Genomic DNA, 18,364 nt, shown 5'->3' on the forward strand with positions numbered 1-18,364 from the left:
GAAAATTGAAAATAAATTAGAAAAAACTAAAGTAATTTCGTCCCCAAAGGCACATCCAAATCAGGTACACACAACGCTACATGTCCATCCTTGTTATGAAAACCTGTGACTAAACACTCAGACTGGATCGGGCCAATTTGTTTTTTCGGAAAATTTACCACTGCCACCACAAGTTTCCCCATCAAATCTTCTGGTTGATAAAGATGAGTAATTTGAGCACTGGATTTTTTAATACCGAGCTCTTCACCAAAATCAACATGTAAAATATAAGCAGGGTTTCGTGCTTTCTCAAAAACTTCAGCTTGAATAATTTTTCCAATACGTAATTCTACTTTTAAAAAATCATTCCATTCGATCTGTTGCATCTTTCACCATTCATTTTTTTAACTAGAATTAATCTTTATTCTAAATAAATTTTATAACAGCAACTTCACATAGAATGGACAAAAGATCATGCTAAAAGGACAATATTTGTTTAACTTAATATGTCGTTCTAATCACTTAATTTATAAACCTTAGCATCGTTCTAAATACAATGCTGTATATATACAATCCATTTCAACGCAAAAAATGCAAAAAAACCGAGGACATCCTCGGTTTTTCTAAATCAGCAATCGCTTAAATCTGTGTCACTAAATATGACAACATAGATGCTAACGACAGCATAGGAACATAACGGTAAATCTTCACTAAATATTGTTCGAATAACGATGAAAATTCAGTTTTTAAATGCACAACCGACAGATTTAATGCACTATAAAAACTTACAATAGTGAGCGCACTGAATACACTGATTGCCATAAAACCAATCATAATTTGGCTATTGGCATCTGCACCTTGCCAAATATCAATAAAAAATTGGCTAATCGGTAATAGGCTCAAAATTAAAAGAACAGATTTCAGCATCATCCAATGAAACTGGCTGATTTCATCTGATAATAATAATGCTTTCATCATATCCTCCTTGGTAATTCAGATTACCTTAGAAACTATTATGCAAGCTTTCTATTAAATAAAAAGTCTATTTTTATCCATCATTTAACTTTCTTGTAACTATTAAATATGGGAATAATTCTTATTATAACTCTCAAATAAAATTTTTATAAAAAATAAAATAAATTCAATCATTTAAATATTTTTATTAAATAAGAAAGATTATCACTTCGCTCAACATTTATTCACCCGATCAAGCGAAGTGATTAATACTATAAAAACAATTCTAAATCATCGTTAATTATGGCTGATAATAAACATCTGCATCATTTCCTTCACCGCCTTCTTTACCATCAGCACCAAAAGAATATAAATCAAACTTACGTCCTTCAGAACCTGGAATCACATACTGAATATCATTTTCCCAACTGTCTTTCGGATAGCCACCTTTAACATAACCACCCGGTAACCAATTCTTAGCGGTTGCAGGCTGATTGACCAATGCATCCAAACCACCTTCTTGTGCATTTGGATAATGTCCATTGTCCAACTTATATTGGTCTAGAGCACCCGCAACGCCCTTCAAGGTAATTTTTGTGGTATCTACTTTGGCTTTTTCACCACGTCCCATCACGTTGGGTACGATCAAAGCAGCAAGAACACCCAAAATGACAATCACAACCATGACTTCGATTAATGTAAAACCTGATTGCTTGCTTTTATTTAACATGCGTTGCATCCAAAATCTCTCTCAAATTTCGTTATAAAAATAATCAAATATCATCTGTTTAGATCATATTGTTCATATTGACGATTGGCAACATCACTGCAATGACAATAACCAAAACAATACCCGCCATGAAAACCAACATTAAAGGCTCTAATAATGCCAATAAGGTTGAAATAAATGAAGATACTTCACGATCTTGCATATCCGATGCCCGACTCAACATTCGATCTAATTCACCAGAAGCTTCACCACTTTTGATCATTTGTACCATCATTGGGGGAAAGTAACCACAACGTTCCAATTGCGTTGCTAGGTTTCCACCTTCTGTAACTTTCTCTGCTGCAATATTTACAGCATCACGAATCACCCAATTGCTACTGACTGCTGCACCAATTTTCAATGCATCCACCAAAGGCACACCAGATTGCGTGAGGATTGATAAAGTACTCGCAAATCGTGCCGCATTTATACCACGTGATAATTTACCGAATAATGGCAATCTGAGTGTTAAACGATCAAAAGCATAATGCCCTGCTGAGGTGCGTAGAAAACGTATCAATAAAAATATGCCAACCACACTGGCAACGAGCATAAATGGCCAAGCTTGGCGGATCAGCTCACTGGCTTTCATTAACGCCACAGTAATCCACGGCAAAGCTTGCTTGCTCTGATCAAATGTTTTGACGATATCGGGCACCACATAGGTCATTAAGCCCATCACGATCGCAAAAGACATCAGCATAAGAATGATTGGGTAAATCATTGCACCCTGAATTTTCTTCTGCATCGCAAAACGATTTTCGGTGTAGTCTGATAATTGATCGAGAATTAAATCTAAATGCCCTGATCGCTCACCTGCTGCCACTGTTGCAATATATAAGTCCGGGAAGCGTCCCGTTTGCTGCATGGCTTGAGCCAAAGAGTGTCCTTCTAAAACTTTAGACCGTGCAGACAGTAATAGGTTTTGTACATGTACCTTTTCACTTTGCTTCGCTACAGCACGTAATGCTTCTTCTAATGGAATAGCAGCAGCAACCAACACAGAAAGCTGACGTGTCATGAGGGCTAAATCATAGGCAGAGAATTTACGCTGAAATAGTCCTGATGTTTTGTTTTTGTCTTTTTGCTCAACAGCATCTACCGTTACAGGAATAAGTTCTTTATCCCGTAATTGTTGACGAATTTGGCGTGCTGAATCTCCCTCTAACACACCTTTTTGCTGTTTTCCGGAAGTGTCTATCGCAGTAAACTGATATGCTGGCATTATTATGCTCTAGTTTTCCAAAATTTTTTGATTACGCTGTTGCGTCAAACCCTATAAATCATTCATATTGATGTCTATAAATGACGATTACACTCTAACATAAGCCGAATCTGTACACGATACCATTTCATCATTGAGCCATTGAATATTCTCTATGCCGAACACAATTGATACGCCACAACACATTCACCGTATTCAGGTTGCTGTTCCTGTCTATTTGAACGACTGTTTTGACTATCAAGTCAGTGCTGAACAATATGCTCAAGCAGAAATTGGAGCACGTGTTGCCGTTTCTTTTGGTAGGCAAAGTCTGATTGGCATTATTGTCAAAAAAATAGCACCTGATGAACCCATTGACTCACATTTCAAACTCAAATTCATTACTGAGTTATTAGATGAACAAGCGATTTTAGACAGTAAAGTTTTAAGTTTATTGACATGGTCTGCGCAATATTATCAATTTCCAATCGGTGAAGTGATTCAAACGGCTTTACCGACATTATTACGTCAAGGTAAACCCTATAATCTGTTGGCGCGTACCTGGAAAGTCTTAGAGTTAAATGCTGAAGAAAAGATAAAACGTTCTGAGAAGCAACAAGAAGCCTATAAAATACTTAAATTACATCCTCAAGGAACGCATGAAAATATTCTTAATTTAAGTGGCGTTGAAACAGCAACCTTAAAAGCACTTGAGAAAAAACAAATTGTTCGTTGTGATTTAGAAGAACAAAATGTAAAACCTGAACCTGTACAACTGGCGCAAATGCCATTAACAGCCAATGAAGATCAAAAGAAAGCCATTCAAACCATTTTAAAAGCACAGAATAAATACCAAGCTTTTTTATTGGATGGTTTAACGGGCAGTGGTAAAACAGAAGTCTATTTACAAGTCATGCACGAAGTGCTTAAACAAGGCAAGCAAGTTCTTGTTTTAGTACCAGAAATTGGATTAACCCCACAAACCATTAGCCGTTTTCAATCACGCTTTCACTGCAATATTGCGCTACTCCATTCAGGTTTAAACGACACTAAACGCTTACAAGCTTGGCAGCATGCGCAAACTGGAAAAGCTTCGATTATTCTTGGGACACGTTCTGCAATTTATACACCCTTACCTAATTTGGGCTTAATTATTTTAGATGAAGAACATGATCTTTCATTTAAGCAGCAAGAAGGATTTCGTTATCACGCACGTGATGTTGCGATGTATCGTGCGCATCTTGAAAACTGCCCGATTATTTTAGGTTCTGCAACACCAAGTATTGATAGTTATTATCTTGCACGTCAAGAAAAGCTGACCCGTATTGAGTTAAATCAGCGTGCAGGTACAGCGGTCATGCCTAAAATGCATATCATTGATTTAAAAGTTGCTAAAAAACAAAATGGTTTAAGTGATAGCTTAATCACTGAAATTAGAAAACGTTTAGAGAAAAAAGAACAAGTTTTAATTTTCTTAAATCGTCGTGGTTATGCACCTGTTCTCATCTGTGAAAGTTGTGGTTGGCAAGCCAATTGCCCACATTGTGATGCTCATTTCACCCTACACCTGAAGCCATATCAGCATTTACATTGCCATCATTGTGGTACGATTAATCGCTTACCTGATGCATGTCCTCAGTGTAATCAAACCCAACTCAAACCGATTGGCATGGGTACAGCCAAGGTGGAAGAAACACTCCACGAACTCTTCCCAAACTTCCCTGTACTCAGAGTCGACCGTGATTCGACCAGCCGAGTAGGCAGTTGGCAACGACTTTATGATCAAATCCAAAAGAGTGAGCCCACTATTTTACTGGGAACACAAATGCTTGCCAAAGGGCATCATTTTCCTTATGTAACTTTGGTGGCTATTTTAGATATAGATGCAGGTTTATTGAGCGTCGATTTCCGTGCGATAGAGCGTACAGCACAATTGATTATTCAAGTTGCAGGACGTGCAGGACGAGGTGAAAAGAAAGGCGAAGTTTATCTGCAAACACTACGCCCCGATCATCCATTGTTAAATACGTTGATTGAAAAAGATTATCGTGCCTTTGCCAAACAAACCCTAAAAGACCGACAAGCCGCATTATTACCTCCATGTCGTTATGCGATTTTGATTCGCTGTGAGTCTAAAAATCAGGATGAAAATCTAAACTTTCTCACCGAAATGACACAGTTACTCAGGCAAACATCTGAAGAGAATTTGATTGATATTTGGGGACCAATTCCCGCACCAATGGAGCGTAAAGCAGGTCGCTACCAAGCACATGTTGTATTGTTGTCTCAAGATCGCGCTAAAATGCATTTCTATATTCGACAATGGTGGCAAAATCTTTTACATAGCAAACCATCCAGTCTAAAAGTGACCATTGATGTTGACCCACAAGAATTGAGTTAGCAACTTAACACATTACTTTTATGAACATCGCTTTTATATAAGAAGGGTTTAGAAGCCTTTTCAAAAGATAGTGATCACAACTGGATTTAAAAGAAAATGACCACATAAATAGCTCAAAATCGCTCACAAAACCAAGTTACAATTTCGATAGAAGAGAAAAACAAAAGGCGTATGGATGTCACTGTTATTACAAATCACCATTTTCCTTGGTGCAGCGCTATTGCTGGTTCCATTAGGTAAAAAACTCGGGATTGCCACAGTACTTGGTTATTTATTTACGGGAATCATCCTTGGACCTAGCGTATTTAATATCGCCAATGATCCTGAAGAGATCATGCATCTTGCCGAGTTTGGCGTCATTCTACTGATGTTCTTGATTGGTTTAGAGCTTCGCCCTCAACGACTTTGGGAAATGCGTCAATCCATTTTTGTGATGGGAACATTACAAGTCGTAGCAACAGGCTTGGTACTGATGGGAACAGTTTATCTGCTTCTTCAACAATCACTTTCCTCGAGCTTCGTGATTGGATTTGCCCTCGCCCTTTCTTCAACGGCTTTTGTTTTACAATTACTCGCAGAAAAACAACAACTCAATACCACGCATGGTCAACAGTCTTTCTCAATATTATTGTTTCAAGATATTGCAGCGATTCCCTTACTGGCAGTCATTCCGCTACTGGCAGGTGGTGATTCTACCCACCACGGCATTGCTTACTTTGCAGCGATTATTGCAACATTCACAGGCTTATTCTTATTCAGCCGTTATGTAATGCGTCCTTTTTTTCGCTTTGTCGCAAAAAGTGGTGCAACCGAGTTAATTACTGCTGTTGGACTTTTTATCGTCCTCGGTGTCGTTTTATTGATGGGTTTTATTGGAATCAGCACCACACTTGGCGCATTTCTCACAGGCGTTTTATTAGCAGATTCAGAGTTCCGCCACGAATTGGAAGCCAGCATTGCGCCATTTAAAGGCTTATTACTCGGTCTATTTTTTATGACTGTAGGCATGACCACACAGTTATCATTATTGATCGACATGCCTGTACTGATTATCGGCGGAGCACTTGCTTTGATCTTAATCAAAGCACTGGTCATGTTGATCATCGCACGCCTGAAAAAGATGAGTTGGTCAAATAGTTTTATGGTTGCTGTGTGTTTGGCCCAAGGTGGTGAGTTTGCATTTGTAGTACTCAACGTTGCGAAAAGTGAAAAAGTCCTCACTCAAGCCATCATTGAACCGCTTACTTTGGTCGTCACACTTTCTATGGTGATGACACCGATCTTCTTTTGGTTGGTGAATAACAAAATTGTTCCCTTGCTGAATAAAGGAATTGAACCTGAATACGATGATATTCCCAATCAACATCCTGCATTAATCATTGCAGGTTTTGGTCGTGTTGGGCAAATTGTTGCACGTTTAGCACGTGTACAACATTTTAAATTCACGGCGATTGATAATAATTTACAAAGAATCGATTTTGTTCGCCGTTATGGTGGAACATTATATTATGGTGATGTGACTTTGCCTGATCTATTGCGTTCGGCAGGCATTGAGCATGCTAAAGTTTTTGTTTTAGCCATCGATGATGTTGAAGATTCGATGAATGTCGCACGGCATATTCGTTTGAATTATCCCAATCTGACATTATTGGCCCGTGCACGTGATCGACACCATACCCACTTATTACGTGATTTAGGTGTTAAACATATTTGGCGTGAAACCTATCTAACCTCTCTCGGTATGGGCTATCGAATGCTATGTGAATTAGGGGTTTCTAAAACGGATGCTTATGACAGTATTGAGTTATTTAGAAACTACGATGAGGCGCTTTTATCTCGACAGCAACATATTTATGCAGATGAACAAAAAGTGTTTGAAAGTTATAAGAGTTTCTTATCAGAACTGGAACACTTATTTGAAAGTGACAGCCAAGCATCGACACAAGATCCAAGCAAATTTAAAGATGATCCTCATCAAGATGAATCTGGACTTGAACGTGTCCAAGTGTCACATAACGATCAGGATCGAATCAATGTCACACGTGATAACGACAATTCATCCTGATAAGAAATCAGTTGTTTCTTATAAAATGATTTTTTAAATGAGATGAAACTTGTGATTTAAAATATCGTCACCATCTAAGCAGGAATTTGGAGAATTTTATGTCTGATTTACGTCAACGTTTTTATATTGAAGATAGTCCTGTGCGTGGTGAAGTTGTGCATTTGGAACAAGCACTACAAACGATTTTGGCACAACGTAACTATGCACCTGCTGTACAAATCCTTTTAGGTGAAATGCTCAGTGCAACTGCATTATTAGCCAGTACATTAAAAATTAAGGGACGTATCAGCTTACAAATTCAAGCTGAAGGTACATTTAAATGGGCAATGGCTGAATGTAACCACTTAGGTGATGTTCGTGCTTTAGCAGACTATGAAGAAGATCCTCGTTTTATGCAAGGCGAAGACAGTCGAACGGTCTTATCATCTCTGGTCAAACCAATTTTATTTATCAATATCGAACCTGAGTTTGGTGAACGTTATCAAGGGATTGTTGCTTTAGATCAACCTACTTTGGCTGGTTGCTTGATGCAATATTATGATTTATCTGCACAAATTCCGACACGCATTGTTTTAGCCAGTTCTGCACAGCGTTCAGGTGGCCTACTGATTCAATTATTACCACGTAATAATGAAGAAGAACAACAACGTGTAGACGAAGACTTGTGGCCTCGTTTAACCATGCTTACTGAAACACTGAAAACTGAAGAATTAACAGATTTAAGTGCACAAGAAATTCTATACCGTTTATATAACGAAGAAGAAGTTCGTTTACCTGAAGTTGAGCAGTTGCAGTTTAATTGCACATGTTCACGTGATAAATGCAAAAATGCTTTAATTCAAATTGGTTTAGATGCTGTTAAAGAAACGCTCGAGTTCCAGAACCCAATCGAAATGGATTGCCAATTCTGTAATAAGAAATACCAATTTACAGCAAAAGAGGCTCTGGATCTTTTTGGTGAGCATTTAAGCTAATCAATCGTTTGGCCCTGAAATAAGTGAAACTTAAAGTAGCTTATTTCAGAGCCAAGTATTGAAAATATTTATGCTATTTTGCTGTATAAAAGATCCGAAAAATCTCTAGACTCTACTCTTTCATGTATTTTCTCTTGATAGATAACTTTTGAAACAATAAGCACACTAAGTCCCTCTTCCATCTGCCTTAAAAAAAGCATAAAAATAGAATAAAGCTAAACAAATAATGACTTTAAATATGGCAAAAAACTTCTATGAAGAACTAGGTGTCGCTAAAACAGCAACACCTGACGAAATTAAAAAGGCTTACCGCAAATTAGCAAGAAAATACCACCCTGACGTGAGTAAAGAAGCCAATGCTGAAGAAAAAATGCAGGCTATTAATGTGGCTTACGACACGCTCAGTAATGAAGAAAAGAAAAAACAATATGACTTTGAACTAGAACACCCTCAAGGTTTTGCTGGATTTGGGCAAGGCCAAGGCACAGGTGGTTTTGGAGATGGACAGTATTATCATCAAAGTAGTCAAGGGAATGCGCAAGATTTTAGTGGCTTTGAGGATTTATTTGGCCGCTTTGGTGGCGGTTTTGGTGGCGGTCAACAACATGACTTTGGTCAACGCAATTCTAGACAGCAAAGAAGCTATAAAGGTGAAGACCAACACGCCAGTATAGAAGTTCCGATTGATGTTGCTTACGAGGGTGTAACACAAAGTATTACCCTGCAAATCCCAACCTATAACGCTTATGGTGAGCCTGAGGTTCAACGTAAAACCTTACAAGTTAAAATTCCAAAAGGAATGAAAGAAGGACAACAAATTCGTCTTTCCAAACAAGGTCAAGCAGGAATCAATGGCGGTGAAAATGGCGATTTATACATTGAAATCCAATATCAAAATACAGACCGCATCCGTGTTGAAGGCGCTGATGTGTATTACACTGTTGATGTTACCCCTTGGGAAGCAGCGTTAGGACAAAGTATTGAAGTCAATACACCAGCAGGAAAAGTCAAAGTTACTGTTCCTAAAAATGCCAGAAACAATCAACAGTTACGTTTAAAAGATAAAGGAATCCCCAATAAAACACCTGGACATCTGTATTTAGTGATTAATATTGTGTATCCGAAAGCTGAAACAGAAACACAGCAAAAAGCCTATCAAGACTTTGCGGATGCTTTTTCTCATTTTAACCCTCGTTCATAGGCTTGTATGCACATTAACGCTGCCAAAGGAGAGCAATCATGACAACTATTCAATATCGTGAGATTGTTTATGACGGTTATCAGGATGCAGAAATCGTTGACGAAAACTTAAATTTAGATCTGAAACATTTTGCTCAAGCATGTGGTCAAAGTCCTGAGTGGATTTTACAACTGCTCGAATACGAGATATTACCTGCCCGTCCTGAAGAAAGAATCCATCAATTTTTTGGTGAGGATATTTCACGTGCTCGACGTGCCTACCGTCTTCAACGTGACTTTGAAGCCAGTCTTTCGGCTGTTGCAATGATGATGGATTTAATTGACGAAGTTCAACAATTACGCAAACAAGTCAAACATTTTCACTTTGAATCACACTAATTCATTTCAAATTGTTAATAGCTAGTGACAGGTTAATATTTAACCTGTCATGATCTGTAGCCTATTCTGAATGTTTTGCGAAGTTGTTTTGTTAATCGATTAAAATCTTTTACAAGAGGTGACGTGCTACTATGAATTCAAAGGTGATGAATAAAAAACTTAAACACATGTTTCCTGAACACAGAGAACTGATGTGTACATTAAAACAAGAAAACCCGCATTTTGCTAAACTTTTGACAGATCACGATGAATTGGATCGTGAAATTAGTCAACTTGAACTTGATCCTCTCAATCATATTCATACAGACATTGAGCTACTCAAACGCAAAAAATTAAAATTAAAAGACCAACTTTATCTTATTCTACAAAAGACAGCTCAAATTAATCCTGAAACAGAATAACCGCATATTATTTCAGTTTTGTGATTTTTTCGACTTCTTTCATGGTCTGTTTAATCGGCTCATAGTTTAAGAACCAAAGCAAATCCACACGTTGATTTTTGTGTTGTTGAGCTAACATATCAATAACACTCCTTTCCCCTCGCCCGACCAAATGTCTGCGATAAAAATAAACGATGAGGATCACAGTACACATCAACATCACCATTAACATCATCCAAAAACCAATTGGATTTTTGAGTCCAGGAATAAATTCAAAATTCATCCCATAAACACCCGTTAACAAGGTTAATGGTGCAAATACAGCAGTAATAATCGCAAGTATTCGCATATTCTCATTGGTTTGATTGGCGATTGCAGAGAAATGTAGATCAATTGCGGATTGTATTGCATTACTTAAACGCACTGTATATTTTTGAATACGTTCCACATGGCTGACAAGATCATCCACGCGAACGAGCATAATGTCTTGTTTTTCTGCTTTTTTCTTTCCTTTTAAATGAGAATAATTTTCTACAATTTCATCTCTCAATTCTTGTAGCGCATCAATTTGTTCCTCACATAAATTTTCAATTTGCTGAAAGCCCAAATTCTCTTGAAAAAGCTGATGCCACTTGGCAAATCGACGATTGCCTTGCAATAATTCTTGCTGCCAAAATTCAACACGTTTTGATAGCGGGCCTCGCAGATCTAAATAACCATCAATCATGATATTTAAAAGCCGCAGCGCTAAATCGAGTGGCGTAATCGGTAGTTTACGTGGCTTATTTTGCTCATCTAAACTTTTATTGGTGATATTGAGAATACGAGACAAATAACTCTCAAATGTATGATTACCTTTTTCATGGATGGTTATTAACACTTGAGATGTAATAATAAAACTGATCGGTGAGGTCGCCAATCCATAGACACTTTCATACTTGTCCATTGCGATTTCACCTTTATCAATTTGATCATCAGGTGTGATTAACTTACGAAAAATGAGTAAATCATATTCCTCCATCGCATCAAATGCGCAAGGATGATCAATATTTAAAATATCGCGAACATGGTATTCATTCAACTGAATACCCGTGGCATCTAGAATCTCTTTTTGCCATTGTTCTGCACGATTGACCACATCTTCACGGGTACAATCAATCCACATGAATTGCTGTTCCGCTTGTGCATTATTGTCTCGCTGCACGCAGGTATGGTGTTCATCTTGATGTTGAAAAAAATAAAATGTTTGCATAAATCGCAATTATAGTTGTGTTTACTTGTTCACATCATGCCATAAAAAAAGCCTTGAGCAAGCCAAAGTTATGACTTTGACCATGCACAAGGCGGGCTTTTTTAATCAGTCTTATTCACATGAGTGGCCCCATGTGAATATTTCAAAGATTATGCTGTTCTACATCTTTCATGGTTAATTTAATACGACCACGATTATCTACATCCGCAACTTGTACTTTAACGTCTTGACCTTCAGCCAATACATCAGAGACATTTGCAACACGCTCATTCGAAATTTGAGAGATATGAAGTAGACCATCTGTACCTGGCATAATGTTTACAAACGCACCGAATTCAACGATACGAATCACTTTACCGATATAGATTTTGCCTGGTTCAACTTCAGCAGTTAATGCTTGGATTTTAGCAATTGCAGCTTGAGCAGCCGCTTTCGTTTCACCAAACACGCGCACTGTACCATTGTCTTCGATATCAATCGCAGCTTTGGTTTCTTCAGTGATCGCACGAATTGTCGCACCACCTTTACCAATTACATCACGGATCTTATCAGGGTTGATATTGATCACTTGGAATGTAGGTGCATGCATTGAAATTTCAGGGCGTGCACGTGAAATCACTTGGTTCATTTCGTTCAAGATATGCATACGACCTGCATAAGCTTGATTCAATGCAACTTCCATAATTTCTTCAGTGATACCTTCAATCTTGATATCCATTTGAAGTGCAGTAATACCGTTTGCAGAACCTGCAACTTTAAAGTCCATATCACCAAGATGATCTTCATCACCTAAGATGTCAGAAAGAACTGCGAAACGCTCGCCTTCTTTAACTAGACCCATTGCAATACCTGCAACTGGTGCTTTAAGTGGAACACCCGCATCCATAAGTGATAATGAAGCACCACATACAGAAGCCATAGAAGATGAACCATTAGATTCAGTAATGTCAGATACAATACGAATCACGTACGGGAAGCGGTCAGCAGCAGGCAGAACAGCTTGAACACCACGACGCGCTAAACGACCGTGACCGATTTCACGACGCTTAGGACCAGATTCACGACCCGTTTCACCGACTGAATATGCAGGGAAGTTGTAGTGAAGCATGAAGTTGTCAGTTTTTGTGCCTGAAAGTGTATCAACCATCAATGCATCACGTGTATTACCCAAAGTTGTTGTTACCAACGCCTGAGTTTCACCACGAGTAAACAATGCAGAACCGTGTGCACGATCTAATACACCCACTTGTACGTCGATTGCACGAACAGTTTTCGTGTCACGACCATCGATACGTGGCTTACCAGACAAGATATTGTCACGTACAGTACGATATTTCAGATCTTCAAAGAGTTCGTTTACTTCGTCAGCAATACCTGTTTCGTCATTTTCAGGAACGAACTGTGCAACTGCTTCTGCATAAAGTGCATCAAGTGCTGCATAACGATCTTGCTTTACAGCAATCGTATAAGCTTCAGAAATTTTTGCTTCAAAAGCATCTTTCAATTGCGCTAAAAGTGCTTCGTTTTTGCTTGGCGCAACCCAAGTCGACTCAACTGCACCCGCAGCTGCTGCAAATTCTTTAATCGCTTGAATCGCGATTTGCATTTCGTCATGACCGAAAAGTACAGCACCTAACATTTGATCTTCTGAAAGTTCTTTCGCTTCAGATTCAACCATCAATACAGCAGATTCTGTACCTGCAACAACAAGGTCAAGATCACTTTCTTTCAACTGTTCGTTGTTCGGGTTTAGAACATATTCACCGTTGATTAAACCAACACGTGCACCACCAATTGGGCCACGGAAAGGTGTACCAGCAATCGACAATGCTGCAGATGTACCTAACATTGCTGCAATATCAGCTTCCATGGTTTTATCAGAAGAAACAACGGTTGCTGTTACTTGGATTTCGTTGAAGTAACCTTCTGGGAACAATGGGCGAATTGGACGGTCAATTAAACGTGAAATCAAAGTTTCAGCTTCAGACGCACGGCCTTCACGCTTGCCATAACCACCTGGGATACGACCTGCAGCATATTGCTTTTCTTGGTAGTTCACTGTTAATGGGAAGAAGTCTTGACCCGCTTTTGCTTTAGGCTGTGCAACAACTGCAACTAAAACAGTTACGCCACCCATAGTCACTAAAACTGTATTTGCTTGACGTGCAACACGACCCGTTTCTAGTACAACTTGATGTTGACCATACTGAAATTCTTTACGAATAACATTAAACATTGACATGTATTTTTATTTCCTAGTTCTTTTGAACAGTTATTCTAGTGGAGACCCCTAAGGTTTGACATTCACTTTAACGACATAAATGACAAAGCTTAGAAGCCGACTTCACTAGAGAATAAACACTAATTTTAAACACAAAGAAGGAGCGAAACATTCGCCCCTTCCAAAGATCTAGTCAAAAGCTAGATCGACTTTAGTTTTCATCAATACAGCATTCAGCATGCAATAATCCGAAAATAAAAGTTTAAATCGAATTAACGACGTAAACCTAAAGCAGCAATCAAATCGCTATAACGCGTAGCATCTTTACCTTTAAGGTAGTCAAGAAGCTTACGACGTTGGTTAACCATACGAATCAAACCACGACGGCTATGATGATCGTGTTTATGTTCTTTAAAGTGACCTTGTAAATCATTGATTTGACCAGTCAATAAAGCAACTTGTACTTCTGGTGAACCCGTGTCATTTTCAGCACGAGCGAATTTTGCAATGATCTCTGCGCGATCTGCGTTTGTTAAAGCCATTCGATTTCTCCGAGATGCTTATAAATATATGATAAAAATCAATTTAATGTAATTCATTAAATTTGATTGCCGTGCATCACTACAGCAGTGATCTATTTTAAAGGAACTACCTCGAGATTGCAAAATTATCGTAGTGGTATTTGTCGCTTATCTTAAATACTTGTCATGATTGTTTAGTGATAATGGATTACTTTAGCTGTGTAGAATTGTTAGAAGATCGGAAAATACAAAGCAATTGAATGATTTGCTCAAGGCCGCCTAAAAATCATACTTGCAAATTTATAACTAAGCTTGGGCAGTTAGGACACTGACAATAAAATTTTCTAAAGGCAGACTGACATTCATAAAAAAAACGATGGAATACAATGTGAAAATATTTTCAACCAATACCTGTTATGTGCCTAGGGATTTAAGCACGATTACACAGTCCAAAAATGAAGTTGATGCGGAACTTGGAGGGATGACTCATCCACAAGTGCAAAAAATTTGGCACAGCATTGAGTCTTTATACAAAACGGGGAATCACCCACTGATTAGTGTTTGTATCCGACGTAAAGGGCAAATCGTCTTGAATCGCAGTATAGGCTATGCTCAAGGCAACAGTGCCAAGGGACTTGCTAAAAATGCCGTAGTTGCCACTCCTGACTCTCCAGTTTGTTTATTTTCAGCCTCTAAAATTGTCACAGCAATGCTGATTCATATGTTAGATGAAACAGGTGAAATCAACTTACTTGATCCGATTAGTCATTACATCCCTGAATATGCGCAAAATGGTAAAAACCGTGCAACGATTTTTCATCTATTGTCTCATCGTGGTGGAATTCCACGTATTGAAATGGAAGTCACTCCCGAATTATTGTTTGATCGTGAACAGATTTTACGCCATCTCTTTGCTGCAAAACCGCTGTTACCTGCAGGCACACACCTTGCTTATCATGCCGTGACCGCAGGATACGTATTAGGAGAGCTTATTGAGCGTGTTACAGGTCAAGATATTCGCCAGTTCCTACATGAACGTATTGAAAAACCAATGGGGATGGACTATTTCAATTACGGCTTAAAGCCTGAGTTTCGTGATCAAGTTGCACAAAGTACGGCAACAGGTATCCATCCCAAATTAGGCACTGACTATTATTTAGATCATGTTTTGGGTGGAGGACTAGAACTTGCCGTTGATGTGACCAATGACCATCGTTTTATGGATACCATTTGTCCTGCAGGTAATATTTATACCAGTGCTGAACAGGCCAATCGTTTCTTTGAAATGTTACTCAATGGTGGAAGTTATAATGGTACTCAAATTATGACGCCACAAACGGTATTTCGGGCCACTCTACCAACATCAGCAACCAGTATAGACCGTACCCTTTTAGCACCTATGCGCTATGCACTAGGCCCTATGCTCGGCAATAATCCTGTTGGGATTTTTGGCCCACATACAGGACAAGCTTTTGGTCATTTGGGTTTTTCTAATATTCTTTGTTGGGCAGATCCTGAACGTGATATTAGTGTGAGTATTTTAAATACAGGAAAATCTGTTGTCGGTACACACCTTCCTGCTTTAGCCAATGTGCTGTTACAGATTTCTACCCAATGCCCAAAAATTCCAAAACAACAACGTCGTGCTTTGTTTAGTACAGACCGTACCACAATGGATTTGGTCTAGTTTCACTTCAGCAAGGCTCAATTGAAAATCTAGTTTATTTTCAATTATCGTTTTTAAGATGACTTTATTTGAGACATCAAGATGACTTTAATGAAAAAGCCCTAAGACGAATCTTAGGGCTTTTCCTTTGGCGCTGTAGTTTCTTATTCTGCTTGTTGTTTAATTTATTGTTTTTATTTTCGTGTTTACTCACGTTTTATGAATACGGTCCATGTTCTTAATCTTTTACATTTCCTTATGTATTGTATTGTGACAGATATTTTTTCCAACAAAAGTCGCATTTCTCTCTTTCTTATGTACGAAATATCCCACATTGAGTAAACACAAAAAATTTATTGATATTGGGTCACTAAAAGAAAATTTTTGATGATAAAAAAGCCTTGTAGTCTCTCCCAAAACTACAAGGCTTAGCGGCTGTAAGTTTCCTCTTATCACTTACTTCATGTAAGTTCGCAGTCTCCCGACTTTAACTCGTTCTTATTATGCGATTTTACTCAACGATCCTTGCTGAGCTCTTTATGGGCTTCATCATCTCAGAAAGCCATATGAAGCTCTATGCGCTAATATCTCGAATTCATGTAAGCAATTTCGTACATAACACTTATTTATTATATTTCATTAACAATGGGTTATTTTTATTAATTTTATTAACCAATCCACTCCTTCTAAGGGTACCAATCCGTAATGATTGGCTAAAAGCATTTTTATCAACCAGTAAACTTACGACAGATTTTGCACGGGTTATTGCTGTATAAATCAGCTCTTGGCTTAAAAGTTTCGTCGCGGCCTGATCTAAAACAACAGCAGTATGGGTAAATTCTGAACCTTGCGATTTATGAATCGTCAAAACAAAAGCAGTTTGAATGACTTTTGGAAGTCGGGTTGCAGAAATCCATTTATTTAAACTAGGGAAATAAACCTCAAATTGTCCTTGCTGCTGCCGATGCTTAAAGCAGATACCGATATCACCATTGGAAAGTCCCAATTGATAATCGTTATAGGTCATCATCACAGGGCGTCCGACATACCAATCACCTTGTCGGTTTAAATTTGGAATGACATCAAATAACGCTTTTTCCATCTCCAAATTTAAAATGTTCAGTCCAAACATACCGTGTCGCACGGCGGTTAGTATTCGATATTGGTCAAATGTTTGTGTGACTATATCTATATAATCAATTGAATTTTCAGCATTTAAATATTGTTTTATACTTTGAAAATAACTTTGGAATCCCCAACTGAGTTTTTGATAATACAAAGCTAAATCAGCTAGAGGAATCTCTTCAGGCAAATATTCCAGTTGAATGATATCTTGCATGTCTTTTTGCAAAGGAATCGGTTTGAGTGTTGAAGCATGTACCACTTGATTCTCAAAGTCATTCAGTAAAGTGCTTTGCTCTAGATCGACTTGTTTCTGCGACTGAATAAATTGTGCCATTTTCCCAATCAAAGCATCACCTTTAAAGCGCTGACTGGTCAGCAAATGGCTTCTATGGTCTTGTAGTGTGGGAACTTGTTGCAAATCTGCCAAAACTGAACCGACATCCACTGAAGCAAGCTGATTGGCATCACCCAATAAAATCAACCGGCAATGCTCTGGCACTGCTTCGAACAATAAAGTCGCTAGATTTAGATCTAACATCGATGCTTCATCAATCACAATCACATCATAAGGTAAGGGTTGTCGTTGATTAAAACGTGGCAGCTGTTGATTGCCTAAACCCAATAAACGATGGATCGTAATCGGATTGAATTGTTCTAAACGTAGTCCAAACTTTTGTAATTTAGGATCTAATAACGACTTTTGTAAGGCTTCGCCCATCCGTTGAGCAGCTTTACCCGTCGGTGCTGCCATAGCAATGCGAATATTGGGAATCGCATGATGTAATACCGCAATAATACGTGCCAAAGTATAGGTTTTACCTGTCCCTGGCCCGCCCGTAATTATATTAAAAGCATGATGTGCAACGCTATTTAAAGCAGCCTTTTGATGTATATCCACCAAAAGATCATCAAAAGGGGTAACATCGATAGGTTGTATCTGCTGTTGTTGTAAACGAAGAACTTGCGTAGCTAAGCGTTGTTCTAATTTCCAATAACGATACAAATAAAGATATTGCTCATCATAAACAAAAGGTACAACCTGATTTTGTGCAACCTGTTCCGACACAACTAAATGTCCTAAACATTGTAAATTCTGACCATGCCGAACAATACAGCTATCACCGTGCATATTTGCATCTAAAATTTCTTCAATGAGTAACTTTGCTTGATCGATTTGTAGTTGATCTGTGGAAAACTGCTGTAACAGATACTGACTCCACGCCGCTATCCATTGCGGTGTTTGAGTGTCCAAATCTTGTTTATTTTCCACACAGT

At 38.3% G+C, this 18,364-nt stretch carries 15 protein-coding genes; 7 read left to right on the forward strand and 8 right to left on the reverse strand.

Annotation, left to right across the window (positions count from 1 at the left end; genetic code table 11):
* Positions 1-26: 26 nt before the first annotated feature.
* The 4 genes from D7V20_RS01845 to gspF form a co-directional block, all read right to left on the reverse strand.
* Complete coding sequence (locus D7V20_RS01845) at positions 27-365, reverse strand: tRNA-binding protein (RefSeq protein ID WP_120382644.1); 339 nt, start codon at positions 363-365, stop codon at positions 27-29.
* Positions 366-618: 253 nt separating this feature from the next.
* Entirely contained in the window at positions 619-954 is a 336-nt protein-coding gene (locus D7V20_RS01850; protein ID WP_120382645.1) for a hypothetical protein, read from the reverse strand.
* Between the two features lie 280 nt (positions 955-1,234).
* Positions 1,235-1,663 carry a type II secretion system major pseudopilin GspG gene (gene gspG / locus D7V20_RS01855; RefSeq protein WP_407923914.1) on the reverse strand — a complete coding sequence of 143 codons (429 nt, stop codon included), beginning with the start codon at positions 1,661-1,663 and terminating at the stop codon, positions 1,235-1,237.
* A gap of 58 nt (positions 1,664-1,721) precedes the next feature.
* The gene (gene gspF, locus D7V20_RS01860) at positions 1,722-2,927 is read right to left on the reverse strand and encodes a type II secretion system inner membrane protein GspF (RefSeq protein ID WP_120382647.1); all 1,206 of its coding nucleotides are present in this window, start codon (positions 2,925-2,927) and stop codon (positions 1,722-1,724) included.
* 154 nt (positions 2,928-3,081) lie between these two features.
* Here gspF and D7V20_RS01865 point away from each other — a divergent pair, with 154 nt between their 5' ends.
* The 6 genes from D7V20_RS01865 to D7V20_RS01890 all read left to right on the forward strand — a co-directional run bounded on the left by D7V20_RS01865 (position 3,082) and on the right by D7V20_RS01890 (position 10,325).
* Positions 3,082-5,307 carry a primosomal protein N' gene (locus D7V20_RS01865; RefSeq protein ID WP_120382648.1) on the forward strand — a complete coding sequence of 742 codons (2,226 nt, stop codon included), beginning with the start codon at positions 3,082-3,084 and terminating at the stop codon, positions 5,305-5,307.
* 175 nt (positions 5,308-5,482) lie between these two features.
* On the forward strand, positions 5,483-7,372 hold the full coding sequence (locus D7V20_RS01870; protein ID WP_120382649.1) for a monovalent cation:proton antiporter-2 (CPA2) family protein: 1,890 nt from the start codon (positions 5,483-5,485) through the stop codon (positions 7,370-7,372).
* 98 nt (positions 7,373-7,470) lie between these two features.
* Positions 7,471-8,346 (forward strand): Hsp33 family molecular chaperone HslO, encoded by an 876-nt coding sequence (hslO, locus tag D7V20_RS01875; RefSeq protein ID WP_120382650.1) that lies wholly within the window; start codon positions 7,471-7,473, stop codon positions 8,344-8,346.
* Positions 8,347-8,584: 238 nt separating this feature from the next.
* The gene (locus D7V20_RS01880) at positions 8,585-9,547 is read left to right on the forward strand and encodes a DnaJ C-terminal domain-containing protein (protein ID WP_120382651.1); all 963 of its coding nucleotides are present in this window, start codon (positions 8,585-8,587) and stop codon (positions 9,545-9,547) included.
* Positions 9,548-9,585: 38 nt separating this feature from the next.
* Positions 9,586-9,924, forward strand: coding sequence for a chaperone modulator CbpM (locus D7V20_RS01885; protein WP_120382652.1), 339 nt, complete (start codon positions 9,586-9,588; stop codon positions 9,922-9,924).
* Positions 9,925-10,055: 131 nt separating this feature from the next.
* The gene (locus tag D7V20_RS01890; RefSeq protein WP_120382653.1) at positions 10,056-10,325 is read left to right on the forward strand and encodes a YdcH family protein; all 270 of its coding nucleotides are present in this window, start codon (positions 10,056-10,058) and stop codon (positions 10,323-10,325) included.
* A 7-nt stretch (positions 10,326-10,332) separates the two neighbouring features.
* Here D7V20_RS01890 and D7V20_RS01895 read toward each other — a convergent pair whose 3' ends face one another.
* The 3 genes from D7V20_RS01895 to rpsO form a co-directional block, all read right to left on the reverse strand.
* The gene (locus D7V20_RS01895) at positions 10,333-11,556 is read right to left on the reverse strand and encodes a magnesium transporter CorA family protein (RefSeq protein WP_120382654.1); all 1,224 of its coding nucleotides are present in this window, start codon (positions 11,554-11,556) and stop codon (positions 10,333-10,335) included.
* Positions 11,557-11,698: 142 nt separating this feature from the next.
* The gene (gene pnp, locus D7V20_RS01900; RefSeq protein WP_171407735.1) at positions 11,699-13,792 is read right to left on the reverse strand and encodes a polyribonucleotide nucleotidyltransferase; all 2,094 of its coding nucleotides are present in this window, start codon (positions 13,790-13,792) and stop codon (positions 11,699-11,701) included.
* Positions 13,793-14,049: 257 nt separating this feature from the next.
* Entirely contained in the window at positions 14,050-14,319 is a 270-nt protein-coding gene (rpsO, locus tag D7V20_RS01905) for a 30S ribosomal protein S15 (protein WP_111858039.1), read from the reverse strand.
* 367 nt (positions 14,320-14,686) lie between these two features.
* Here rpsO and D7V20_RS01910 point away from each other — a divergent pair, with 367 nt between their 5' ends.
* On the forward strand, positions 14,687-15,985 hold the full coding sequence (locus D7V20_RS01910) for a serine hydrolase domain-containing protein (protein ID WP_120382656.1): 1,299 nt from the start codon (positions 14,687-14,689) through the stop codon (positions 15,983-15,985).
* Positions 15,986-16,586: 601 nt separating this feature from the next.
* On the opposite strand, the gene recD is transcribed toward D7V20_RS01910, so the two are convergent.
* Positions 16,587-18,359 carry an exodeoxyribonuclease V subunit alpha gene (gene recD / locus D7V20_RS01915; protein ID WP_120382657.1) on the reverse strand — a complete coding sequence of 591 codons (1,773 nt, stop codon included), beginning with the start codon at positions 18,357-18,359 and terminating at the stop codon, positions 16,587-16,589.
* Positions 18,360-18,364 lie beyond the last annotated feature (5 nt).

This window comes from Acinetobacter rongchengensis, from assembly GCF_003611475.1.
Lineage (GTDB): Bacteria > Pseudomonadota > Gammaproteobacteria > Pseudomonadales > Moraxellaceae > Acinetobacter > Acinetobacter rongchengensis.